Annotated in this window: 25 protein-coding genes and 2 pseudogenes; 18 read left to right on the top strand and 9 right to left on the bottom strand. The window is 66.0% G+C overall.

What is annotated here, in order from left to right:
- The first annotated feature begins 132 nt into the window (after positions 1-132).
- On the top strand, positions 133-915 hold the full coding sequence (locus HJG52_RS13465) for a GntR family transcriptional regulator (RefSeq protein ID WP_171244038.1): 783 nt from the start codon (positions 133-135) through the stop codon (positions 913-915).
- A 33-nt stretch (positions 916-948) separates the two neighbouring features.
- On the opposite strand, the gene HJG52_RS13470 is transcribed toward HJG52_RS13465, so the two are convergent.
- Positions 949-2,154: an NAD(P)/FAD-dependent oxidoreductase gene (locus HJG52_RS13470; protein ID WP_171244039.1), complete on the bottom strand. Its 1,206-nt coding sequence runs from the start codon at positions 2,152-2,154 to the stop codon at positions 949-951.
- 121 nt (positions 2,155-2,275) lie between these two features.
- Here HJG52_RS13470 and HJG52_RS13475 point away from each other — a divergent pair, with 121 nt between their 5' ends.
- The 6 genes from HJG52_RS13475 to HJG52_RS21320 all read left to right on the top strand — a co-directional run bounded on the left by HJG52_RS13475 (position 2,276) and on the right by HJG52_RS21320 (position 6,718).
- The gene (locus HJG52_RS13475) at positions 2,276-2,602 is read left to right on the top strand and encodes a rhodanese-like domain-containing protein (RefSeq protein WP_171244040.1); all 327 of its coding nucleotides are present in this window, start codon (positions 2,276-2,278) and stop codon (positions 2,600-2,602) included.
- 1 nt (position 2,603) lies between these two features.
- A complete protein-coding gene (locus tag HJG52_RS13480) occupies positions 2,604-3,374 on the top strand; it encodes a sulfite exporter TauE/SafE family protein (protein ID WP_171244041.1) in 771 nt (256 codons plus the stop codon).
- Between the two features lie 114 nt (positions 3,375-3,488).
- Complete coding sequence (locus tag HJG52_RS13485) at positions 3,489-4,871, top strand: MBL fold metallo-hydrolase (protein WP_171244042.1); 1,383 nt, start codon at positions 3,489-3,491, stop codon at positions 4,869-4,871.
- Between the two features lie 112 nt (positions 4,872-4,983).
- Positions 4,984-5,514: a rhodanese-like domain-containing protein gene (locus tag HJG52_RS13490; protein WP_171244043.1), complete on the top strand. Its 531-nt coding sequence runs from the start codon at positions 4,984-4,986 to the stop codon at positions 5,512-5,514.
- A gap of 183 nt (positions 5,515-5,697) precedes the next feature.
- On the top strand, positions 5,698-5,943 hold the full coding sequence (locus HJG52_RS13495; RefSeq protein WP_171244044.1) for a YgaP-like transmembrane domain: 246 nt from the start codon (positions 5,698-5,700) through the stop codon (positions 5,941-5,943).
- 16 nt (positions 5,944-5,959) lie between these two features.
- Positions 5,960-6,718: a sigma-70 family RNA polymerase sigma factor gene (locus HJG52_RS21320; RefSeq protein WP_171244045.1), complete on the top strand. Its 759-nt coding sequence runs from the start codon at positions 5,960-5,962 to the stop codon at positions 6,716-6,718.
- Positions 6,719-7,013: 295 nt separating this feature from the next.
- Here HJG52_RS21320 and HJG52_RS13505 read toward each other — a convergent pair whose 3' ends face one another.
- The 4 genes from HJG52_RS13505 to HJG52_RS21875 all read right to left on the bottom strand — a co-directional run bounded on the left by HJG52_RS13505 (position 7,014) and on the right by HJG52_RS21875 (position 10,211).
- Positions 7,014-8,015 (bottom strand): cytochrome d ubiquinol oxidase subunit II, encoded by a 1,002-nt coding sequence (locus tag HJG52_RS13505; RefSeq protein ID WP_171244046.1) that lies wholly within the window; start codon positions 8,013-8,015, stop codon positions 7,014-7,016.
- Positions 8,012-9,427 (bottom strand): cytochrome ubiquinol oxidase subunit I, encoded by a 1,416-nt coding sequence (locus HJG52_RS13510; protein WP_346767734.1) that lies wholly within the window; start codon positions 9,425-9,427, stop codon positions 8,012-8,014. Before HJG52_RS13510 ends, HJG52_RS13505 begins: the two co-directional genes overlap by 4 nt.
- A 67-nt stretch (positions 9,428-9,494) precedes the next feature.
- A complete protein-coding gene (locus tag HJG52_RS21870) occupies positions 9,495-9,614 on the bottom strand; it encodes a hypothetical protein (RefSeq protein WP_430413345.1) in 120 nt (39 codons plus the stop codon).
- Between the two features lie 159 nt (positions 9,615-9,773).
- Positions 9,774-10,211, bottom strand: a complete 438-nt coding sequence (locus HJG52_RS21875; protein ID WP_430413346.1) for a redoxin domain-containing protein — start codon at positions 10,209-10,211, stop codon at positions 9,774-9,776.
- On the opposite strand from HJG52_RS21875, the gene HJG52_RS21880 reads away from it, so the two are divergent.
- The 4 genes and pseudogenes from HJG52_RS21880 to HJG52_RS13530 form a co-directional block, all read left to right on the top strand.
- Positions 10,162-10,563, top strand: a complete 402-nt coding sequence (locus HJG52_RS21880; protein WP_171244047.1) for a TSUP family transporter — start codon at positions 10,162-10,164, stop codon at positions 10,561-10,563. The genes HJG52_RS21875 and HJG52_RS21880 overlap by 50 nt on opposite strands.
- Positions 10,527-10,658, top strand: a complete 132-nt coding sequence (locus HJG52_RS21325; protein ID WP_277352126.1) for a hypothetical protein — start codon at positions 10,527-10,529, stop codon at positions 10,656-10,658. Before HJG52_RS21880 ends, HJG52_RS21325 begins: the two co-directional genes overlap by 37 nt.
- 160 nt (positions 10,659-10,818) lie before the next feature.
- A complete protein-coding gene (locus HJG52_RS13525) occupies positions 10,819-11,382 on the top strand; it encodes a DUF2243 domain-containing protein (RefSeq protein ID WP_171244048.1) in 564 nt (187 codons plus the stop codon).
- A pseudogene (locus HJG52_RS13530) lies at positions 11,379-12,125 on the top strand (cytochrome c oxidase assembly protein); the annotation flags it as partial. The gene HJG52_RS13525 and the pseudogene HJG52_RS13530, both read left to right, overlap by 4 nt.
- Before the next feature lie 71 nt (positions 12,126-12,196).
- On the opposite strand, the gene HJG52_RS21885 reads toward HJG52_RS13530, so the two are convergent.
- Positions 12,197-12,604 carry a TSUP family transporter gene (locus HJG52_RS21885; RefSeq protein ID WP_430413349.1) on the bottom strand — a complete coding sequence of 136 codons (408 nt, stop codon included), beginning with the start codon at positions 12,602-12,604 and terminating at the stop codon, positions 12,197-12,199.
- A gap of 235 nt (positions 12,605-12,839) precedes the next feature.
- Here HJG52_RS21885 and HJG52_RS13540 point away from each other — a divergent pair, with 235 nt between their 5' ends.
- The gene (locus HJG52_RS13540) at positions 12,840-13,217 is read left to right on the top strand and encodes a hypothetical protein (RefSeq protein ID WP_171244050.1); all 378 of its coding nucleotides are present in this window, start codon (positions 12,840-12,842) and stop codon (positions 13,215-13,217) included.
- Between the two features lie 350 nt (positions 13,218-13,567).
- On the top strand, positions 13,568-14,386 hold the full coding sequence (locus HJG52_RS13550; protein ID WP_171244051.1) for a sulfite exporter TauE/SafE family protein: 819 nt from the start codon (positions 13,568-13,570) through the stop codon (positions 14,384-14,386).
- 794 nt (positions 14,387-15,180) lie between these two features.
- Here the strand turns inward: HJG52_RS13550 and HJG52_RS13555 are convergent.
- On the bottom strand, positions 15,181-16,338 hold the full coding sequence (locus HJG52_RS13555) for a helix-turn-helix domain-containing protein (protein ID WP_171244052.1): 1,158 nt from the start codon (positions 16,336-16,338) through the stop codon (positions 15,181-15,183).
- A 254-nt stretch (positions 16,339-16,592) separates the two neighbouring features.
- Between HJG52_RS13555 and HJG52_RS13560 the strand changes: the two genes are divergently transcribed.
- Genes HJG52_RS13560 through HJG52_RS13580 form a run of 5 tightly spaced genes read left to right on the top strand, consistent with a single transcriptional unit; the run spans position 16,593 to position 20,231 of the window.
- A complete protein-coding gene (locus tag HJG52_RS13560) occupies positions 16,593-16,865 on the top strand; it encodes an EsaB/YukD family protein (protein ID WP_171244053.1) in 273 nt (90 codons plus the stop codon).
- A gap of 2 nt (positions 16,866-16,867) precedes the next feature.
- Positions 16,868-17,431 carry a putative metal-binding protein gene (locus HJG52_RS21330; RefSeq protein WP_171244054.1) on the top strand — a complete coding sequence of 188 codons (564 nt, stop codon included), beginning with the start codon at positions 16,868-16,870 and terminating at the stop codon, positions 17,429-17,431.
- The gene (locus HJG52_RS13570; RefSeq protein ID WP_171244055.1) at positions 17,431-17,925 is read left to right on the top strand and encodes a Mov34/MPN/PAD-1 family protein; all 495 of its coding nucleotides are present in this window, start codon (positions 17,431-17,433) and stop codon (positions 17,923-17,925) included. Before HJG52_RS21330 ends, HJG52_RS13570 begins: the two co-directional genes overlap by 1 nt.
- Positions 17,922-19,562 carry a ThiF family adenylyltransferase gene (locus tag HJG52_RS13575; protein WP_171244056.1) on the top strand — a complete coding sequence of 547 codons (1,641 nt, stop codon included), beginning with the start codon at positions 17,922-17,924 and terminating at the stop codon, positions 19,560-19,562. Before HJG52_RS13570 ends, HJG52_RS13575 begins: the two co-directional genes overlap by 4 nt.
- A 45-nt stretch (positions 19,563-19,607) precedes the next feature.
- A complete protein-coding gene (locus HJG52_RS13580; RefSeq protein ID WP_171244057.1) occupies positions 19,608-20,231 on the top strand; it encodes a phosphoribosyltransferase family protein in 624 nt (207 codons plus the stop codon).
- A 363-nt stretch (positions 20,232-20,594) separates the two neighbouring features.
- Here HJG52_RS13580 and HJG52_RS13585 read toward each other — a convergent pair whose 3' ends face one another.
- Positions 20,595-20,945, bottom strand: a complete 351-nt coding sequence (locus HJG52_RS13585; protein WP_171244058.1) for a hypothetical protein — start codon at positions 20,943-20,945, stop codon at positions 20,595-20,597.
- Between the two features lie 238 nt (positions 20,946-21,183).
- Positions 21,184-21,477 (bottom strand): annotated as a pseudogene (locus HJG52_RS13590) (integrase core domain-containing protein); the annotation flags it as partial.
- Positions 21,478-21,595: the final 118 nt, after the last annotated feature.

The following is a 21,595-nucleotide window of genomic DNA, read 5'->3' on the forward strand; positions in this document are numbered from 1 at the left end:
GCAAATGTACGTACATCTTGAGCAATTCGCGGGCTCTTTCGTCAACTGGAATGGGGACATGTCATCCTCGTTCCATGGACACACTGACGGGCGCGTGCAGTGGCTAGTGACCCGATTGCGCGGCCGAGACGAATGCACGAACCGCTGCACGGACCTCAGGCCGAAGTGGGCGCGGCACGCGTTCCCAAGTGGGAGCTGCTGCATCGCGAACTGCTGCAGCGGATCGGTGAAGGGGAATTCTCTGATGGGTTTCCCGGCGAGCACGAACTCTCCCAGACCTACGATGTGTCTCGACACACCGTGCGCGAGGCTCTTCGCCGGCTGCGGGAGGCCGGGGTGTTGGACAGCGCGCGGGGACGAGTCACGCAAGTTCGACCCAGAGCCATCGAGCAGAATCTTGGAGGTCTCTACTCGCTGTTCCGCGAGGTCGAGGCTCAGGGGCACGTGCAGCGCAGCGACGTCATCACGATCAGTCTGACGACGGAGCCTTTGGCCGCGCATGCACTTGGAATGGACGTCTCGACGCAGTTCTTTCACCTCGAGCGGCTTCGACGCTCTGATGGTGAGCCCCTGGCACATGACAAGGTGTGGATACCGAGCGCGATCGCAACCCCCTTGATGGAGGCTGACTTCACCCACGCGGCTCTGTATGACGAGTTGACTCGACGATGTGGTGTGAGGCCGACCGGCGGCTCGGAGCGAATCGCCGCCGTGGTGCCGACCGCCGCTCAACGAGGCTTGCTTGGGCTCGAACAGGGTATCGCCTGTTTCGAGATTGAACGGCATGGCAGGGTAGGAGACCAACCGCCGATCGAGTATCGCCGCTCGCTTGTGCGAGCGGACCGCTATGCGCTCCTCACGTCCTGGACGCCCAATGGGTTTCGCTTGGGAGCCATTGCTGACGCCCCGAGCTGAGACGAGACGACGGTCGGCCCGTCCCATACCCGGTCAGGCCAACCCCTTGAGCATGAGGTTCCAGTACAGGGCCGGAAGGCCGTACTTCTTCAGGTACCACATATCCCGCCGCTCCTTCGTGGTGTCAATCATCGGAATGGTGGGGTGGGGCTCCATGGTGTAGTCGAACTCGGCCAGCAGCATCGTCTTGCGTGAGGTGGTCAACGGGCACGAGGCATACCCGTCGTACTGCTCCCGCGCCGACTTACCGCGCAAGACCGACTGCAGGTTTGCCGCTACCACGGGGGCCTGCTTGCGGATGGCTGCTCCGGTCTTTGAGTTGGGGGTGGAACCCGCATCGCCGAGAGCAAAGACATTGGAGTACCGCGTGTGCTGCATGGTGTGCTTGTCGACCTGCACATAGCCGCCGGGGTTGTCCGGGTCGGCCAACGCCGTCTGCTTGACCCAGTCGGGAGCCGACTGCGGTGGAACCAAGTGCATCATGTCGTAGCTCAGCGTCTTCGTCTCGCCTGCTCGGCCAGCCACGCCGGCCAGCGTGGCCTTCCTGGCGTCCACATCGACCTCGACAACCTCGGATTCGAAGTGGACGGTGATCCCGTACCGCTTCACCACCTTTTCCAGTTCGCGCGCGAACACGGGCACGCCGAACATCCCGGGCGTCGGCAGCACCATGTGGACATCAATCTGGTCGAGCACCCCTTGGCTGCGCCAGTAGTCGCAAGCCAGGTAGGCAATCTTCTGAGGTGCTCCAGCGCACTTGATCGGTCCGGAGGGCATCGCGAAGATTGCCGACCCCGACCTTGTCGCCTGGATGAACTCCCACGTCTTGGGCGCCAAGTTGTACTCGTAGTTTGTCGAGACCCCAGCCTTGCCCAACGCTTCGCGGGCGCCACCGATCTTGTGCCAGTCCAACTGGATCCCCGGCGCCATGACCAAGTACTGGTACGTGACGATGGTCCCGTCGCGCAGGACCACCGATTTGGCATCCGGATCGACGTCCGTCACCGCGGCCTTGATCCACTTGACCCCCTTGGGCATCACGCTTTCTTCGAGCCTGGCGCTCTTCTGGGGCTGGGCGCACCCGCCACCCACGAGAGTCCACAGTGGTTGGTAGTAGTGCGTGGTTGCCGGATCAATCACGGCGATGTCCTTGACACCCGACCGGTGAAGCCGCGCCGCGACCGAGATACCGGCGCTGCCTCCCCCAACGATGACTACCTCGTGGGCCTGCGACTGCATAGCACTTCTCCCTACTCAGTGGTGCGTGCGCGACTGCACCGATAGGCACCGTCGCCGGTCTCGACGCTATAGGATGTCCGTACATTTGACCATGAAATCGCGAACCCCGGAAGGTGCTGACATGACCGGCATAGACGTCAGCGAGGCATTCAGACGTACTTGTGAGGGGTCCGCCGTGTTGGTGGACGTCCGTGAGACTGAGGAGTATCTCGCCGGTCACGCCCGCAACGCGCAGTCGCTACCGCTGTCCTCACTCTCTTGTACGCAGCTGCCAGCTGGCATCGACGTACTCATGATCTGCCGCAGCGGAAAGCGCTCAGCCAAGGCCGTCGAACGGGCACGTCAAGCCGGCGTTCACGCCATCAACGTCGACGGGGGCACCCTGGCGTGGCGCGAGGCAGACCTACCCATGGACGCCTCCGGCCCCCCACCTCCCGAGGTGGCCTGAGTTGGGAATTGTCGCCGCAGGACTCGGACTCCTGGTCGGACTCGCCCTCGGGCTGCTCGGCGGCGGAGGGTCCGTACTCGCGGTCCCCAGCCTCGTCTACATTCTCGGGGAGTCACCCCACGAAGCAACCACAGGTTCGCTCATCATCATCATCGCCTCATCGTTGTCGGGGGTAGCCGCGCACGCGAGGGCAGGGCGGGTGCAGGTCAGGGCGGGCCTGGGCTTTGGCCTCGCAGGACTGGCGACCTCGATCATCAGTGCAGCACTGTCCAAGGGTCTCCCCGAGACGGTGGTTCTCGTGGGGTTCGCCGGCGTCATGCTGACAGCCGCCGCGATGATGTGGCGATCCGCCAAGGCCCTCGATCATGGTCCCGTTCCGGGGCGGCAGGGGACTGGCGGCCTTCGAACCATCCTCGCGGGGGCCGGCGTAGGCGTCCTCATCGGTGTTTTCGGAGTGGGTGGCGGATTCCTCGCAGTGCCCGCCTTGGTAGCCGTTGCAGGCTTCACCATGCCTAATGCCGTCGGCACATCGCTCCTCATCATCGCCCTCAACTCCAGTGCCGCACTGGCCACCCGGGTCGCGGGATCACATGTGGACTGGGCGGTCATACTCCCCTTCGCCGCCGCCGCGAGCGTGGCGGCAGTGGTCGGCCAACGCGCCTCCAGCCGGTTCAGGGCAGCCACCCTCCAGCAGACTTTCGCGGGCCTCCTCGTGCTGTTGGCAGGCTGGGTCCTGCTGGACCAACTGGTGCTCCACACGTCAAGCAACTGAGGCCTCATCTACGAAGGGCGCGGTCAGCTTCCCACCGACCACTCAGCAGGAATGGCCTCGCCGCACAGGACCGACTGCCCATCTCCACCAGCCCCTTGAGAGGAATCCAGATTCATGGCCACCATCATCACCATCGAAACGCCCACCTTGGGCGATCGCAGCTATCTCGTGCACGACGGATCCCGCGCCTTTGTCGTAGACCCGCAACGAGACATCGACCGTGTGACAGGCCTTGCCGAGGCTGAGGGCGTACACATCACCGATGTCTTCGAGACCCACATCCACAACGACTACGTCACCGGAGGGTTGGCTCTCGCCGAGCGCACCGGCGCGAGGTACCACGTCAATGCAGACGACGAGGTCGCCTACCAGCGAAATCCCATCCGTGACGGCGACACCGTTCGCGTGTCTGAGAACCTGAGTGTCCGTGCAATCGCCACGCCGGGTCACACCTTCACGCATCTCGCGTTCGCGGTGCATGAAGGTGACCAGGCCATCGGCGTCTTCACAGGGGGCTCCCTTCTCTTCGGTGCCACGGGGCGACCGGACCTCCTCGGTGAGGACAACACCGACACCTTGGTCCGTCACCAGTACTCGTCGGCGCAACGGCTCGCCGCCGATCTACCGGAGGACGCCAAGGTGCTGCCGACCCACGGATTTGGGAGCTTCTGTGCCGCAGGTGGTACCAGCGGTGGCGATGCCTCGACCATCGGGGAAGAGAAGCGCATCAACCCGGCTTTGAACCTTTCCGAGGAGCAGTGGGTCGCAGATACCCTCGCTGGGCTCGACGCCTTTCCGGCGTACTACGCTCACATGGGCCCGGCCAACCAGGCCGGACCGGCAGCTCCTGACCTCGCACCCCCGGCACCGGCCGACAGGGCCACCATCGCACAGCACATCGCAGACGGGGACTGGGTCGTTGACCTGCGCAGCCGCACCGCCTTCGCTGACGGGCACGTCCGCGGAACGCTCAACATCGGGCTGGACGGCCAGTTCTCCACCTACCTGGGTTGGTTGATCCCGTGGGGTACGCCTCTGACCCTCCTGGGTGACACTCCCGACCAGGTAGCAGAGGCGCAACGCGAACTGGTCCGCATCGGTATCGACGAACTCGAAGGCAGCGCCACCGGCGAGCCAAGCGCATGGACGCACGAGGAACTAGAGGAGTTCCGTCGCGCGACATTCGCAGACCTCAAATCCGTCCAACACCACCGTGCCGTCGAGATCCTGGACGTGCGCCGGACGCCCGAGTTCAACGATGGCCACATCGAGGGAGCGAGCAACATCCCTCTCCATCAGATCCTTGCGCGGATGGCGGAAGTGCCGCACGGAGATCTCTGGGTCCACTGCGCAAGCGGCTACCGGGCATCGATAGCCGTCTCGGTCTTAGCAGCCAACGGGCACACCGCCGTGCTCATCGACGACAACTTCGATGAGCACGCGAGCGAGTCTGGACTCGTCATTACCGAGCCCAGATTCGCCCAGCAGCACGACTGACCATCCATTCTGACTCACATCTCGCACCAAGCACAGGACACACATCATGATCGAACCCCGAAGCACCTCACACCGACCGCCCGTACTTGACGCGCACGGTGTCCGAGAATGGATGGGTCAGGCAGATGCGCCACGGATCCTCGACGTTCGAACTCCGGCCGAATTCCGTGGAGCGCACATCCCGGGCTCGTACAACGTCCCCCTTGATCTGCTCAAGGAGCACCGCGCCGAGCTGGCAGCCCACCTCGACGAACACGTCGTGCTGGTCTGCCGGTCAGGAGCACGTGCCACCCAGGCCGAGCAGGCACTCAGTTCAGTACCCTCCGCCCTACCCCAGCTGCACATTCTCTCCGGCGGCCTCACCGCCTGGGAGCAGGCCGGAGCTCCCGTCTCGCGAGGCGAGGCGAAGTGGGAGCTGGAGCGACAGGTCAGGCTCGTCGCCGGATCGCTTGTCCTGCTCTTCATCCTGCTCTCCACGATTCTGCCTTGGACCAAGTGGCTTGCCGGCCTGATCGGCGCAGGGCTGACCTTGGCGGCTCTGACCAACAGCTGCCTGATGGGCATGATGCTGGCGAAGCTTCCCTACAACCGAGAGAAGTCGCCTGACATGCGCGATGTCATCCGTGACCTCACCAAACCGTGAACTCGGCTGAGAGCGTTGGTCGGCCTCAGCGCGCAACTCGCATCTAGGACAGGCTCGGCCGACGAGGGCTCGGCTGGGCATTGGCACCGGCGGGTGCCAATGCCCAGCCGTTCGGTCATGTATCTCTTTGAGGGCTCGCTACGTCCATGCAACGACAGAACCCCCCAACACCCGGAGATCTCCGTGAAGCTCAACATGGGCACCCTCGACCGACGCCTACGCCTCTTCCTCGCCGCCCCCGCACTAATCCTGGCGGGAGTCCTGATCGGCCCAGGAGGGGTCGTCTCCATCGTGCTGTACGTTCTCGCAGGCCTGATGGTCGCCACCTCCCTGGCCGGGTCGTGCCCGCTCTACACACTGCTGGGAATCCGCAGCTGCCCCATCTCCAGCGAACACACTCCCGCCACCTCCGGCCGGTCGTCGGCGTGACCTACAGGTCTGGCAAGTGATCGACGCGGACACACTCGTTGCTGAGGTTCCCGGGCTGATGCGCTACGCACGAACCATCGTCCGCGATCAGGCGTTGGCAGAGGATCTCGTGCAGGAGACCTTGGTGCGGGCACTGGAACGGGGGCACTCGTTCCGGGGCGATTCGTCACTGGCCACCTGGCTGCACCGCATTCTGCACAACGCGGCCGTGGACCACTCGCGCCGTCACCGAGAGGAGCCGACCGAGGACGTCACGACGCTCGTCGAGGAGAGATGGCGCGACGAGCGCTACTCGGTGGACGCCTCTGTCGTGACAGCCCGCGCCGAGACCGTCGAAGCGCTCAAGGACTCTCTCCTACGACTACCGCTGATCTACCGGACCGCTCTGGTGCTCCACGACATGGAGGGACTCACGATGCCCCAGATCGCAAGGATCCAGCAGGTCCAGCTGCCGGCCGCCAAGCAGCGACTGCGGCGTGGGCGAATGTTGCTGGTCACTGCCCTCGCCAGCCAGTGGGAACGCCGCGTCGCCATAGCCGGCGTGCCTTTGACATGTTGGGACGCTCGCTCCAGGGTCTCGGACTACCTGGATGACACCTTGGCAGCGCGTGAGCGACACCTTGTCGAGACCCATCTGGCCGATTGCCCGACCTGCCCACCGTTGTTCGATGCCCTCGTCCAGACCCGCCGCTGCGTCGGCCTACTCCGCGACCCCGACTCCACAATCCCTGCCGACCTCGTCAAGAGAATCGTCGAGGCCAGCCGTGCCTCGTGACGCAACCGTCGCGGCCGCTCCGTGCCTTGATGCCGTGGTGCTGCGGGCGCGGTGTCAACATGATTCAAATTGGCGTCAACATCGTGCCCATCGAAGTGCCTGCTGCACGAACACGTGACCGTTCTCGGTCAAGCCTCCCCGCTGGATTGTTTCGCGCCGACCGTGGGCACGGGCGTGATTGTGTTCGTGAGGCCATGCTGGCAGGGCGGTTCGTCGATCGCCGTCTGGGCCGTGGCAGCGGGCGTAGCCCCCTTCCGACTGCCAAGGTGCGGTGGAATCGTCCGACAAACGCGCCTCAGTGGTGGGTCCAGTCGGCTGATTGGGTGAGTTTGAGGAGGTACACCAGCGGCGGCAGCACGACGATGCCGGCGAGGGCGACAACCACGAGGAGGCCGATCAGAGTCGCAGGGGCAGCGGCGGCGTCGTCGATTCGGACTTCGTCGACCAAGAGCCATGGGTACTGGCCCAATCCCCACCCGCTGATGACGGATGCGACTGCGAGGACCGCCGTCACTCGCGCGGGCTGGTATCTCCGGGCAGCGATGAGGGCCAGGGTCGTGGCTCCGGTCAGCCCGGAGATGGCGATCAGGGGTGCGGCTCGGCCGGTCAGTCCGGCGGCCAAGGTCGGGGCGTCCCGCAGGATTGGGATCAGCGCGGCGAAGACCACAGCGCCGGTGGCTGCCCCGACCACGAGGGTGCGTCGCCGTAGGGAGGTGACCAGATCGATTCGGCCGCCGCGGTAGGCGTCGGCGGTCAGGAATGTTCCGGCGAGGAACGCGCAGCTGCCCACGGCGATGGCACCACCCCATAGGGAGGTGGGGTTGAGCCACGACGTCCAGAGGTCCCCTCGACGCGTGGCCGGCACACGGCCCGAGGCGATAGCGCCGGCGACGGTCCCAAGGAAGAAGGGGGTGATCAGTGAGGAGGCGGCGAAGATCGCGCCGTACAATCGTGCCTGGGTGACCGTGGGCGCGAACTTGCGGAACGCAAACGCCGCTCCGCGCAGGACGATGCCGAGCAGCGCCAAGAACATCGGAAGGATGAGCGTGTTCATGGCGGCGGCGAAGGAGGCGGGGAACCCAGTCCACCACATGACCAAAACGTAGATGAGCCATACGTGGTTGGCTTCCCAGACCGGTCCGATGCTGTGGTCGATGAGGGTGCGTACCGCGGCGCCACGACGGGTGCCGCCAGCCGTGAGGTCGTAGAACCCGGACCCGAAGTCGGCGCCGCCGAAGAGGGCGTAAATCACTACTCCGGCGAACAGGGCCGCGGCCACTGCGGTCTCAAGAGTCATGGCGTGGTCGCTTCGCGGTCGGTGGGGGGTCGACTTCCACCAGCAGCATCGGATTGGGGGCCGTAGGGGCTGGGCAGGTCTTCTTCTCCGGCGCGCCAGCGTCGTGCCATGGACCGCAGCACGAGTGCCGCGCCAATGGTGAGCCCGGTGTAGAGGACCGCCGTGGCGACCAGGAGGATCCAGATCTGGGGGTTGTCGCCGGCGGCGTCACGAGTGCGTAGGTAGCCGTAGACGACCCAGGGTTGGCGCCCGACCTCGGTCGCGACCCATCCCAGCTCCATGGCCAGGACCCCAAGCGGGCCGGCCAGGACCGCGAAGCGCAGCGCCCACCGGTTGCTGAGCAGGTCGCGTCCTCGCCAGCGGGCGAACCAGTAGAGGGCCACGGCGAGGAAGAGCAGGGTGCCGATGCCGACCATGGACTGGAAGGCGACGTGGGTGATGTTGATGGGAGGCTCATCGGTTGGCGCAATGGTGTCCAAGCCTTGGACAGGCGCGGTGAAGGAATTGCGGGCGATGATCGATCCCAGACTCGGAATGTCGAGGGAGTAGCGCACCTGACCGTTGATGAGCAGGCCGCCCAGGCGGAGCGGGGAGGGGCTCTCGGTGTCGGTCGCGAGTTCGAAAGCGGCTAGCTTGGCCGGTTGCGCCTCGGCGATACGTAGGCCCAGAACGTGCCCGACCAGGGGCTGGACCAAGGCGCCCGCGCTGGCGAAGACGAGGGGGATGGTGAAGCCCAGTCGGTGGTGGCGGTCGTAACGGCCGCGCAGCATGCCTGCGGCATACACCCCGGCAACAAGAAATCCGACGATCATGTAGGCGGCGACCCACATGTGCGCGAACTGAAGGATGGCTCCGGGGTTGAAGAGCACGGCCCACGGGTTCACGTCGACGACCTGCCCGTCCACGAGGCGGAAACCGACGGGCATGTTCATCCAGGCGTTGACCGAGATGACGCAGTAGCTGCCCACCACGCCGGCTGCGGCCATCGGGACCAACATCAGCAGGTGCCGTCTGGGTGGGATCCTTCCCCAGCCATAGAGGTACAGGCCGAGGAAGATGGCCTCGACGAAGAACGAAAGCCCCTCGAACGCGAAGGGCAGGCCAAGTACGCCGCCGTAGCGGCCCATGAGCCCGGGCCAGAGCAGTCCCATCTCAAAGCTGAGCACCGTCCCGGACACCGCGCCGATGGCGAAGAGCACGGCCGAGACCTTCGCCCAGCGTTGGGCGAGACCCAGCGCGACGTCGTCCCTGCGGTAGACCCCCCGCCAATGCGCGACCAGAATCATCGCCGGCCACGCGACCCCGAACGATGCCAGGATGATGTGCCAACCCAGCGACAGCGCCATCTGGTTGCGCGCCGGTAGCAAGCCGGCTGGGTCGTCGAGAACTAGTGCTTGAACGGCGTGCAGCACGGACATCCTTAATAGTTCGGTGTACGCCACAAGACTCTAGGCGAAGGTCGATGGGTCGGCTGCGGGATCAGCCGCGGTTACGACTTGACCGAGCCGTATCCGGATAAGCGAACCGGGCGTCCTCGTCTTTCACGGCGAGCCCGAGGATGACCTCCTGACCTGGCGTCCAGTCTGCTGGGGTGGCCACGGACCGGTGGCAGAGACCTGCAGGGCGTCAATGGCCCGCAGGATCTCGGCGAAGTTGCGGCCGGTGGTCGTCGGGTACAGCAGGATGAGCTAGGCCCTCTTGGCCGGGTCGACGACATGGACCGCCGCACCGCCTGGGCGTCGTTCACTCCGGGGTGGATCATCCAGTACAGCTGGAGACCTTGCCGTCGACGTCGGCGATCAGCGGGAAGTTCATCTCGGTTCCTTGCGTCTTGCCGGTGGCTGACTCCCACGCGTGGTGGGACTCCACCCAGTCCACGGACAACCCCAACAACTTGACGTTACGGGCGTCGAATTCCGGCCACAGCGCGGCGGCCACACCCAACTCGGTCGAACAGACAGGGGTGAAGTCGCCCGGGTGCGAGAACAACACCCCCCAGCTGTCGCCGAAGTAGTCGTGAAACTGAACCAACCCCGAACACCGGTCATCCCCAATAAGGCGATAAGCCTGATCGTCGTCGCCGCCACGCTCGCCGCACGGATGCTGTCCATCCCCTTCGGAGCCCCATTGGCATATCGTCGCGACCTTGCTTACCGGCAGCCTCCTCGTAGCGTGGGCGGGCGCGACTTGGGTCACCCGGATGCCCTCCAGTACCCTTAATCAGGTCCTGCCCATGCTGCTGGTGCTCATCGGGGCGACGCTGGCCTGGACCACGCCGCCAACGTCAAACCCCCACCCTCATCCCGCCACTCGCACCGCCCTCGACGTGGGAGCCGGAGTCGGCATAGGGATCGTCGCCGCCCTCATGGGCGTCGCCCCCGGCGAACTGCTCATCCTTACGATCGTGCGGCTCTTCGCCGTCGACATTAAGACCGCCGGCAGCCTCCCTGGCCGTATCCCCCGACTAGGCCCGTCGCGTTCAACCGCTACAGGCGTGACAACAGTTTCCCCGTGCTCGCCGCCAACCAAGCCTTTCTCCTCACCATGACCGCCGGGTCCATCGCCGGGACCCCGCTCGGCGATCTGCTCCTCGGCGCCGCCCCCGACACCATCCTCATCCCGTCCCGGTCGCCCTGCTCCTAGCCTCCGCCGTCAAGGTGTGGAACCACGACTAGCTCTCATCCGGAACCAGATCAGGGCGTCACTCGGCCAGCGCAGGGCGACCGAATCAACGTTTGCGATGCACGGTCACGGGTACGTCACCCCCGGGTCGCACCGGCTCTGGACTGACGAGGGAGGCATCATGGCGATCGACTCGGGCAAAGCGGCTGCGCTGGCGCGGCAAAGCCCTCGAGGCATTCGGCTACCCGGCACCGTCCTGGGCATCGGGCTCGGCGGGTTCGTCGACGGCATCCTGCTGCACCAGATCCTGCAGTGGCACCACATGCTAACCAGTACCAACACCGACAACATCGGCGTGCAGTACTACCCAGCCAACACGGTGCACGGCCTGCAGATCAACACCATCTGGGACGGGCTGTTCCACACCTTCACCTGGCTCGCCGTACTTGTCGGCCTCGGCCTGCTCTACTCCCGCGTCACCCACTCCCGTGGCCGGGCCTGGACCTCCCGGGTGCTGTGGGGTTGGATCCTGGTCGGCTGGGGAGTGTTCAACCTCGTCGAGGGCATTATCGACCACCACCTCCTGGGCATCCACCACGTCCGCAGCGGCGAGTACCAGACCTGGTGGGACATCGGCTTCCTGGTCTTCGGCGCGTTCCTCGTCGCCAGCGGGTGGCTCCTCCAGCGCACCGGCACGCCGCTCGATATCACTGGAGACGCCGAGCGGCCGGCGACGACGCGATGATCCCTGCGCACGAGCCACACGCCCACACCGAAAGTGGTCTCGAGACGCTGCTACCGCTCGTGGGCCTCGCCCTGGTCGCGACCATCTACCTGGTGCTGGCCGGGCGCCGCACCCGCGAACCGCGGGGATGGAGCGGCTGGCGGTCCGCCAGCTTCCTCAGCGGCCTCGCCCTGCTGGCGTTCGCCCTGACCCCGCAACTGTCGCTGTTCCCTCCCGGGGACTTCCGCGGGCACATGAACCAGCATCTGCTCATTGGCATGTACGCCCCGCTCGGGCTCGTCCTCGGCGCCCCCGTCACCCTCCTGCTGCGGTCGATCCCTCCTCAGCGCGGCCGAGTCATCGGGCGGGTCCTACGCTCCCGCCCCGCCCACTTGATCGCAAACCCCCTCACCGCGCTCATCCTGAATCTCGGTGGGCTCGCCGCCCTCTACTTCACGCCGCTGTACGGCGCCACGACCACCAACCCCGTCCTGCACCACGCGGTCCACGCGCACTTCCTGGCCGCCGGCTACCTGTTCGCTTGGGTCATCGGCGGCCCTGACCCCGCCCCCAGACGTCCGTCCGTACCGGCCCGCCTCGTCGTTCTCGGCGTCGCGATCGCCGGCCATGCGATCTTGTCCCAGCTGCTCTACGCCGGGGCGCTCGTCCAGATCGACGTCCCCGCGGGAGAGCTGCGCGGAGCCGGTGACCTCATGTACTACGGGGGCGACATCGCCGAACTCCTGCTCGCCCTAGCCCTGGTCACCACGTGGCGGACCCGCCGACAGACCCGGCAGCAGATGCCCAGCCTCAGGACGACCGCTTCCCACGATGATCACCGACCCGTCGAAGTGGACCGGCCGGTGCGGGCGAGCAGCGAGGACGCCGAGTTCGCGACGACGATGAGCAGCGAGGCCCCATCCTCGTGCTGCATCGGCAGGCCGAGGATGATGACGAGGGCAGTCGCGATGACGAACCCACCACCGACCCCGAAGAAGCCGGTGAGGATACCCACGGCCAGGCCGGCCACCACGGTGACGGCCCACGACGGCTGACGGTCCTCGTGGGCGGTGGCCGGTGGGGTGGGAAGCGTCCTCAGGCTCGTGCTCCGCGTCTTCGTGGTAGAGCCGGCTGGGCTCGGGCCCGTGCCTGCGACGGCGAAACGTTCCCGGTCCTCGCGCGTCCCATCCTCGGTGCTGAGGCGACCGGGTCGGTCGGCCATGGCGACAGCCGCTATGACCATCAGGACGAATAACTCGATCAGCAGGTATTGCTTGTCGACGCGGTGGTTGAGCAGGGTCACAAAGGAAGGCCGCCGGGATGCCCGTCACGCCAACTCCGACGCCGACCTCCTACCGGACCTGACGTGAGGACACGGGCTGGGTACCCCGACGAGGGCGGTGAGCCCGACGATGACCAGCCTTCTGGTGGTCGCATCCTGCGCGGGCTGGCCGACGACGTAGACCTACTCCGGCACGGTGGGGATCGCACCGCGGCCACCGCCGTCGGTGACCACGGCGTACCCGGCTGCGGCCCAAGCCTTCATGCCCCGCGACGTTCTCCACGGTGCGGCCGGCTGGGGCCAGGGCTTCGGCGGCCTTGGAGGACCGGTTCCCGGACCGGCGGAGGACAAGGATCCCGCGATCAGCAAGGTACGTCGTGGGGTCGAGCTCGCCGAGCGGGACGTGCTCGGCGCCGTGTATGTGGCCCGCCGCCCACTACGCGGGCTCGCGCACGTCGAGGAGGAGCGCTCCGGCAGCGAGGCGCTCGCGTGCGGTGTCGATGTCGGTGTCGCGCACGCCCGAGGCGTCCGCGCCGGTGCTGATGCGAGCCCGCGGAGGATGAGGTTCCAGTAAAGGAAGGGCAGGCCGTAGCGCTTGAGTTACCACATGTCACGCCGCGGCTTCGTCGTGTCGATGACCGGCAAGCTCGGGGCGGGTTGCATGGACTAGTCGAACTCGGCCAGCAGCATCTTGTCCCGCGCCGTAATCAGGGGCAGGACGCGTAGCCGCCGTAGGACGCCTCGAGCGGCCGGGCCGCCTGCTGGGACACGAGGTTGGAAGCCAAGGGCAAGAACGTGACCATCATCGGCCTCGACGGCGCCAGCCAGGAATGGCACAATCGACTGGCAGGACACCTTGCAGGAGCGCACTGACATCGCGGGCGACTCGGCAATGCCCGCGGCTACTGTTCAACGGTGAACCGCATGTCGCAGGCTGAGGCCACCCACCCGCGTTCCATCCCAAGGCTGACCGCGTCCTGGGCGTTTGCCGGTGGGGCAGTTGTGGGGCTTGTGGGTGGGCTGGTGGGCCTGGGCGGGGCGGAGTTCCGACTCCCGTTGCTGTTGTCCGTGTTCGGGTTCGCAGCCCTGGCCGCGGTCATCGTCAACAAGGCGATGTCGCTGGTCGTGGTGATAGCCGCCATCCCCACACGGCTAGCCGCAGTGCCACTGACCGAAGTGGCTTCGCACTGGACCGTGGTGCTCAACCTGCTCGCTGGAAGCTTGCTGGGGGCGTGGGTAGGAGCGTCGTGGGCCACCCGGCTGGCCGCAGCCACCCTGTACAAGGTCCTGGCAGCGTTGCTGGTGTTCTTGGCTGTCGTGTTCGCGGCCGAACGCATGGGCACCCTCGCCGCCCTTCAACTGGCGGAGCCGGTGCAGATTGTCGCCGGGGTTGCTGCAGGGTTCGGCATCGGGGTGGTCGCGGCGCTGATGGGCGTAGCCGGCGGCGAGCTGCTCATCCCTACGCTGGTGCTGCTGTTCGCCGTGGACACCAAGCTGGCGGGGTCGCTGTCGCTGCTCGTTTCGCTACCGACGATGCTCGTCGCCTTCTTCCGGTACAGCCGGGACCAAGCGTTTGCCGTGCTCGGGCAGAACCGCCGGTTCGTGGTCGCGATGGGGGCCGGGTCGGTGGCCGGGTCGGTGACCGGTGGCCTGCTGCTCGGCGTCGCGCCCGAGGCGGTGTTGGTTCCGCTGCTGGTCGTGCTGCTGTTGGCGTCCGCCGTGAAGGTCTGGCGTCACACCTGAGTGGCGGGCCACGCGCTGAAGCCGACCAGCGGGCCGATGAACGCGGGATCCGGTGAACCCAATGACGAGCCCTGCCCGGCCGGGTCCGATACTCCCAGCCCGTGCGTTCCTTCTCGGGAGACCGGCGGTGCAGTTGTGGTGCAGTTGCCCAAGCTTTCAACCTGAGCGTCCGGGGCGTATATTGGGCGCGTCTGAGCACAACTAGCGACCGCACGAGCCCGTCTGAGACTGGGTCCCGAGACCTTTTAATCCGTAGGTTGTCGGTTCGAATCCGACGGGGCCCACAAGCCTGCAGGTCAGAGCGCTTTCTCTCGTAGAGAGTCATTCCAGGAGCGCCGCGCAATTGCACCACCCGATAATCTGCGGCGCCCTCGTTCGTCTCATGATGTCTCAGCCCGTTCGGCGCTGCAGTCATCCAGCCCCGACTTTTGGGGGCTACGGTCCGCGGACGTCCGTAAGGTCGCCCGCAGATGTCGAGGGCCCGTGGACGCTTAACGAACTCCCGGGCGTTGTTCCTTGCCACTTCAACGCCTTTCGCACCTGCCGTAATCGCGGGATCTCTAGGTCAGATGCAACGCCGCCCCCACGATGTACATCCCGCCCTCATTGTCGAGACCCTCGCCGTCAGCGACACCGTCGCCGGTTGTGTCCTGCCACTCGGGCCGATCGGGATGGGCATGCAGCCTCGCCCGACGGGGCGACAGGGAGCGAGACGCCCTAAGTAGGCACACGCCTGTCGCCGGGAATGAGTGCACACCTACAAGCGGCCATGACTGGGCTTGGGTCGCCTCAACTCAGAACACGACGCGTGGGCGAGGGTCCAACGACGGTTCCAATAAGCGAAGGACCTCCGCCAGCGGGAGGCCGGCGCGCTGCGCGAGCTCCTCAACCGTCACGCCCTGGCTCGCCGTTGCTCGAACCGCCGCTGGCAACAGCAGGGGCGACTCGGGGGGCCCAAGATCCGCAGGCTCGTTCTTGCGCCATCCACGGGCGGACATCACCTTCAGCGCCTGCACATAGGTTTGCTCCGACATCACTCCCAGGCTCTTGGCTCGGTGCAGGAGCGCACCTAGGGAGACATGCCATGTCTGCTTCAGCTCCAACAGCACTCGCCAGTCCGGCCGCGTGGGAAGCAAGGGCTCGATTTCTGTTCGCGGCAGAAGGAATGCTGCAGCGAACCGATGAGCTTGGTTCTCGGCCAGTCTGGTCCCTGCCTGGTCGGGGCGATGAAGGAGCAGATGGCCTAGCTCGTGGGCTGCGTCGAATCTGGATCTGTCACGCAAGCCCTTGTCCGAGCCGAGAATGACGACGGGTCGGTCGCGGTACGGGACGCTGAACGCATCGATCTTGTCCGCACCGACGCGCAGTCTCGCCGTGACGACACCAGCTCGTTCGATGTGCTGGACGACGTTACCGACGGGCCCCGGCAGCACTCCCAGGTGGCCTCGAGCCCGAGCGGCCAAGGTCTCGAACATCTCGAAGCCCGCGTGCTCGTCCACCCCTGACGGCCCAGCCAAGTCAGGCAGATCTAGGTCTGGGAGGGTGACGTGGTTCTCTATCTCGGCGACGAATTCGTGCACGAGGCCAGCTAGGGCGCGCGACCGGCGCCGGTCCGCGGCCGATGTGGAACGCAGGCTGCGAAAGTACGGGTCCGGAACGGGGGCGGTCGCGTGTGAGCGCCGCTGGAAGAACTGGACCGGAACACCGAGCGCCGCCGACACCTTCTGCAAGGTTGCTGCACTGGGATTGGTGTGACCCCTCTCGAACTGCGAAATCGACGCCGCGGTCAGCCCGGTCACGGTCCGCGCGAGTTCGACTTGGCTCATTTCCCGCAACTCACGCGCCGTCGTGAGTCGGGACGGGTCAAAGACAAGGGCAGCCTGACGAGCCTCAGCCGTGCTCACATCTATCGACGCCTTCCGCGCTCCGCGCCGCCCGCCGACGCGTTTCATGGGTTTAGAGTGGCCCGCCGCGCCGCTATCGCGTGGCCGCGACACGCCACCAGCGGGATGCGACGGTCAGTTTCCCTAGACAGGAGGGAACTTTCTGTCCGATAATGAGGTGCTCGCTTGGGTCTGACTGATTGATTCAGTGTGACTCTTGGAGGCCGTCGGGGCAAGACGTGAACGTTCCGGCAGCACGGAAAGTCGTTGCGTTGACGGGGTGCGCAGCCCCACGAGGCCGGGAAGCCGGCGAGGAGGTCGCCATGAGCGGTCAGTCGAACAAGAACTTCCTGGACCTCACCGTCAGGTCCACCTCCGGCACACTCACCGACAGGTGGAACCGGAACAACCCGGCCCGCAAGGTTTTCGACGACGCGCTGAAATACTTCCGGCTCAGCACGGGCTCCGGGACGACCTATGTGCTTCGACGAGAGCGCGACAACCAGCCGCTTCCGCTCGGCGAGAAGCTGGGCGACCTCGGACTGCAGGACGGTGACGTGCTGCTGCTGCAGACGAACCAGGCTCAGGACGGCTAGACGTGCACCCCGTCGATGTCGCCGAGCACGTCGCCCACGGGGTGGCCGAGCTGCGGCGATACTTACGGGAATACCCAACGCTCGCCGTCGGTGAGCCCGAGCTGCAGACCGCCACGGACCTTTTGGTCAGGTTCGAAAAGGTCGACCGCACGTTAGTCAGGCAGGCGGTGCCAAGCACCTTGCTGCGCGGCGGGCCCGGACCCGAGCAGGTGGCGTTCATCCACGAAGTGCCGCTCGTTGAGGCTGAGCCGAGAACGCGGCAGCTCGTTCTCCACCTGAACTTCGACGACTACGACGGGCAGCCCCCCAGTGCTGAGCTGCGGCACCCGGACCTGACTCCTCTTGCGCCGAACGAGTGGCCGAAGGCCCTCAACGGTCCCCGCGGCATCATCCGGAACCACCCGGACTACCAGCGGCCCTTCTTCTGCCGCCGCGGGTTGCGCGAATACCACAGCCACCCGCAGCATCAGGACGACCCGTGGGACAAGCATCGTGAGGAACTACGCCTCGATGCGCTCGTCCTCGAACTTCTCGTCGACCTGAAGACCCGATGGATTGGACGCTGATGGCCAGCGTCCCCACGACCCTGCAGCGATACATCGTGCCGGGCGGCGTCCTGTCCGACACCGGTCATCTGCTTCGCGAGCGCGGCCAGCGCGGACTCGAGGCAGTCGTCTTGTGGGTCGGCACAGTCGAGGACGACACGACGGCAACAGTCACCCACGCCATCCGCCCGGGCCAAGTCGCCTACCGTGACGCTGGCGGCGGGTGTGCCGTCGAGGTGCCACCGGACGCACTCAGTGACGTCATCCGGACGCTGCCCTCCAACCACTTCGTCCTGGTCAGAGTTCACACTCACCCTGGTCCCGCCTACCACTCCAAGGTTGACGACACGAACATGCTCATCGGTCACGAAGGGGCCATCAGCATCGTGGTCCCCGACTTCGCCGCCGCTGCGATGGAACTCAGCGCCTGTTCGGTGAACCAGCTGACGCACTCGCGCGGATGGGTGGAGCTGACACCAGCACAGGTGCGCGCGCGGTTCGAGGTGCTCGCATGAGCACCACCGAAGCCGACGCAGAGGCCAGCGTCGACGAGCGGTCGCTTCCTGACCGCCGCCTGCGGCTCATCGCCGGTTCAGGGGAGGACGCTCAGGGCCTCCTGACGCTGCTCGACACGACCGAAATCACGGTTCACCTCCCACCAGAGCAGCCGTCCTGGCGACACCAGGTACTGGCCCTGACCATGGTCGACCTGCTCGGCCGCCTGTTTCCCCGGCAGAACATCGTCTGCTCCCCCGAGGCTGCCAGCGACCCGGCGCTTCCTCCCGGACCGGACCGGCTACTCGACCGGCTCCACGCCGCCGCCGACCACGGCACTCTCCACCGACCGACCCAGCCCCCCACCCGCAGGCTGACAGTCGTCGTCGGCGGCTCGGAGCCGCATGAAATCCCCGCGACGGCGACGCAAGGGCAAGCGTTGTACGTCGACGGCGGCGGTTGGCAGTCGTACACCGGGACTGTCCCTTCACGCCTGCCGGACGCGTGGCCGCAAGTACCGATCGGCGCCATGGCAGCCGCATGCCGCGCCGCCGGAATTCTCACCGCGAAAGCGCTGGAACCAGTCGCGGGGAACGCACCGGTCGAGGCCAGCGTGTACGCGTCGGCCTTGACACACACCGCGGGTGCGGACCCCATTGACGACGAAGGTGACGACGCGGCGTCTACGACTTGGACCGCCCCTCATATCGACGCAGTTCTCGCTGGCGCAGGTTCAGTCGGAGGCGCCGTCGCCTATGCTCTCGCCATGACCCCCGGCCTGAGTGGCCGCCTGGTCGTGTGCGACCCCCAGGCGTTGGAGGGCCAGAACCTCGACCGTGCCCTACTCGCAACAGCCGCCGACACCGAAGCCGAACTGCCGAAGGTCGAGGTCGTCGAGGCGGCGCTGGCCCACCTCGGCAACCTCGACGTCCAACCCCACCAGGGGAAGGTCGCCGACTGGATCGCCAGCCACCCTGAACCGTTTCCGCTGCCTGTCGTGCTCATCACGGTCGACGCCCTGGAGGAGCGACGCGCCATCCAAGACGGCCTTCCCTTGGACGTGCTCAACGCGGCCTGCAACGCCACCGAGGTCATGATTTCCGGGCACCGCACCGGGACCGGGCCGTGCGTCTGCTGCCTGCACATGGCGATGGTCCTCGACGCGGAGAACGTCAAGGCGGCGATGATCTCACGCGAGACCGGCATGCCGAAGATCGCTGTCGAGCAGCACCTGACGAGTCGTCCGCCAATGCCGGCCCCGATGCTCCGCCAGATAGAACGGCACCGAGACCTGGCGGAAGGCTCGCTGGCCCAGTACGAGGATCAGACGCTGCACGACCTGTGGGATGGGTACCTGCTGTACGGCTCCACGCAGGTGCAGTACGGCCAAGCCACCGTGGCTGTTGCCGCACCGTATGTCACCGCGCTCGCTGGGACGCTGCTGGCCGGGGAGCTGCTGAAGGCCTCGACTCCTGGTCTGGCCAGGTACCGGTTGGGGCCGTCCGGGTCGTTCGCCAAGTACGAGGAGCGCGTTACCGCCAGCCCGCTGAACGCGATCCTGACCAACCCTGCCAGGTGGCCGGGAGCGGAGTGCCTGTGCCGGTCCGCCCGCCGTCAGCGGCTCTTGAACGCCAGATACGGGCTGGAAGAGGTCTGACCTGAAACGGCCCAGACGGGCCCGCCTCGCGGTAACGTCACGCTCGTGACCGCCAAAGCTGCCGCAGTCGTGTCCTTCCGACAGTACGCCGGCGACCCGACCACGTTCGCCGGAATGCTGACCCAGCCGTCGGTCCTTCGGGAAGGTCACTTCCAGCTGCTCAGCGGCGTACACACGGACACCTTCCTAGCCTTTAGCGGCATAGCCCACGACGTTCATCAGCTCGACACTGTTGCGGCCTGGCTACAGCCCACCGTCGAGGCGTGGACGCCAACCGTAGTCCTGTCACCGTCCACGGCTGGTGTCGCACTGGCAGCCGAACTGGCACGGAACCTGTCCATCCCGCTGTGCATGGCACTCCAGGACGATTCAGGCAGGCCCGTCGGCCTTGTCGGCAAGTCCTTCGCCGCCGATGACCGCGTCCTTCTCGTCAATGACGTCACCACCACCGGGAGATCCATAGAGGCCCTGGCGAGTCTTTCTCGCGCCACCCCCGCCTCCATCGCTGGCGCAGCCTGGTTCGTCTCCCGAGACCCCAATGCGCTCAAGGCGGCCACATATCCCACCGTGCGCGTGGCCGACATCGACCTACCCTCCTGGTCCCAGAAGGACTGCCGCGCCTGCTTGGCTGGCCAAGGCACCGCCGAGCGGGCCATCGACCTCAACTAAACTCGAGGGGGTCTGCCCGGGGCTCAATTGGAGCGCCCGTGGCCGAATTGGCTCGGAGGCCCTCCGCTGGCTGCGGAGTAACCCCACAAGATCGGCCTGCTCGAGTGGCTGGCTCGCAACGTCGCCACGTCGGCTACGACGTCCGGCCAATACCCGCAACAGGCCGCGACGGGCACAATGCTGCCATTCGCAGTGGTCGACCTTCTTGACCCATCCCCGAAGTTGCCGTCGAGGTCCTGCGCGTTGATGGGATCGACGGGATATGTGTAGGTGTTCGGGTTGCCGCTATGGCCGGGGTCGGTGGTGAGGCTGCGGCCCGGTTCGCGGTTGTAGAGCCGCACCCGGGGTACTGCGGGGCCTTCGTTAATCGGGCAGGTCGCTTCTCGTGCCTTCTTGCACCTTGATTTGGTGCGAAGGTTGCGTACGGCTGCGCAAGATCGCGCATTGGGCAATTACCCATCCTCCGGATTCACCGGTATCGGCCTGCGGCGCCCAAACTTCTAAAGGCCCGACGGTGGAGCTTTTGACTTCCCGAATGCGATGCACGACTGCGGACTTGTCTCGCAAGACTCCGAGCGACGTGAGGGTGCCTTCGTGGAATGTCACCTTCGAGCGGAGGCTGAACAAAGTCAGTATGCCGGCTGCCAACGCACTGAGGGCATGCGCAGTTGCTCCAAGCGTTGTTCTCGCGTCGAACGCCGCGACGACATTCACGATGAGGACTCCAACCCATGAGAGGGCGGCAAGGCGGCCCCAGACTCTGGAGCGTCGTTCCAACCGTGAGGCCGAGGGTTGACTCCAGGCGCGCACAATCGGAGATGGGGACCGCCCTTGAGACCGTTGACTCGCATCCACCGCCGGAACGGTCCATCTCTGCACGACCACAGCTACCGCGAGACAGCCGACGACAATCGTGGCATGGGTCTGCTGCACGATCAGGTGACAGGTGGGGTCACGCGGCCTGACTGGCCGGTGCGGTCATGATCGTCTCGAACTCGATGGGGGTCAATCGGCCGAGGGCGTCCTGTCGACGTCGCCGGTGGTAGGTCCTTTCGATCCAGGTGACGATGGCGATCCGGAGCTCCTCGCGGGTGACCCATGACCGCCGGTTGAGGACGTTCTTCTGAAGCAAGGAGAAGAAGCTCTCCATGGCGGCGTTGTCGCCCGCGGCACCAACGCGGCCCATCGATCCGATCAGGTCGTGACGATTCAGTGCGCGGACGAACTTCCGGCTTCGAAATTGGGCGGGTTCAACCAGTCGTTGCAACACCGGCTTGGTTGAGTGAGCGTAGTTGCTCCTCGAACACCTCGGCGGGTGTCTTCCAGGCGAGGATCTTGCGGGGCCGGTTGTTGAGGGCGTGAGC

Source organism: Knoellia koreensis, from assembly GCF_013041615.1.
GTDB lineage: Bacteria > Actinomycetota > Actinomycetes > Actinomycetales > Dermatophilaceae > Pedococcus > Pedococcus koreensis.

Bases quoted from the DNA above. Each gene is read 5' to 3' on its own strand.
- HJG52_RS13465 (WP_171244038.1), top strand. From the start codon at position 133: ATGCACGAACCGCTGCACGGACCTCAGGCCGAAGTGGGCGCGGCACGC.
- HJG52_RS13470 (WP_171244039.1), bottom strand. From the start codon at position 2,154: ATGCAGTCGCAGGCCCACGAGGTAGTCATCGTTGGGGGAGGCAGCGCC.
- HJG52_RS13475 (WP_171244040.1), top strand. From the start codon at position 2,276: ATGACCGGCATAGACGTCAGCGAGGCATTCAGACGTACTTGTGAGGGG.
- HJG52_RS13485 (WP_171244042.1), top strand. From the start codon at position 3,489: ATGGCCACCATCATCACCATCGAAACGCCCACCTTGGGCGATCGCAGC.
- HJG52_RS13490 (WP_171244043.1), top strand. From the start codon at position 4,984: ATGGGTCAGGCAGATGCGCCACGGATCCTCGACGTTCGAACTCCGGCC.
- HJG52_RS13505 (WP_171244046.1), bottom strand. From the start codon at position 8,015: ATGACTCTTGAGACCGCAGTGGCCGCGGCCCTGTTCGCCGGAGTAGTG.
- HJG52_RS13525 (WP_171244048.1), top strand. From the start codon at position 10,819: ATGGCGATCGACTCGGGCAAAGCGGCTGCGCTGGCGCGGCAAAGCCCT.
- HJG52_RS21885 (WP_430413349.1), bottom strand. From the start codon at position 12,604: ATGGTCATAGCGGCTGTCGCCATGGCCGACCGACCCGGTCGCCTCAGC.
- HJG52_RS13550 (WP_171244051.1), top strand. From the start codon at position 13,568: ATGTCGCAGGCTGAGGCCACCCACCCGCGTTCCATCCCAAGGCTGACC.
- HJG52_RS13555 (WP_171244052.1), bottom strand. From the start codon at position 16,338: ATGAAACGCGTCGGCGGGCGGCGCGGAGCGCGGAAGGCGTCGATAGAT.
- HJG52_RS13560 (WP_171244053.1), top strand. From the start codon at position 16,593: ATGAGCGGTCAGTCGAACAAGAACTTCCTGGACCTCACCGTCAGGTCC.
- HJG52_RS13570 (WP_171244055.1), top strand. From the start codon at position 17,431: ATGGCCAGCGTCCCCACGACCCTGCAGCGATACATCGTGCCGGGCGGC.
- HJG52_RS13575 (WP_171244056.1), top strand. From the start codon at position 17,922: ATGAGCACCACCGAAGCCGACGCAGAGGCCAGCGTCGACGAGCGGTCG.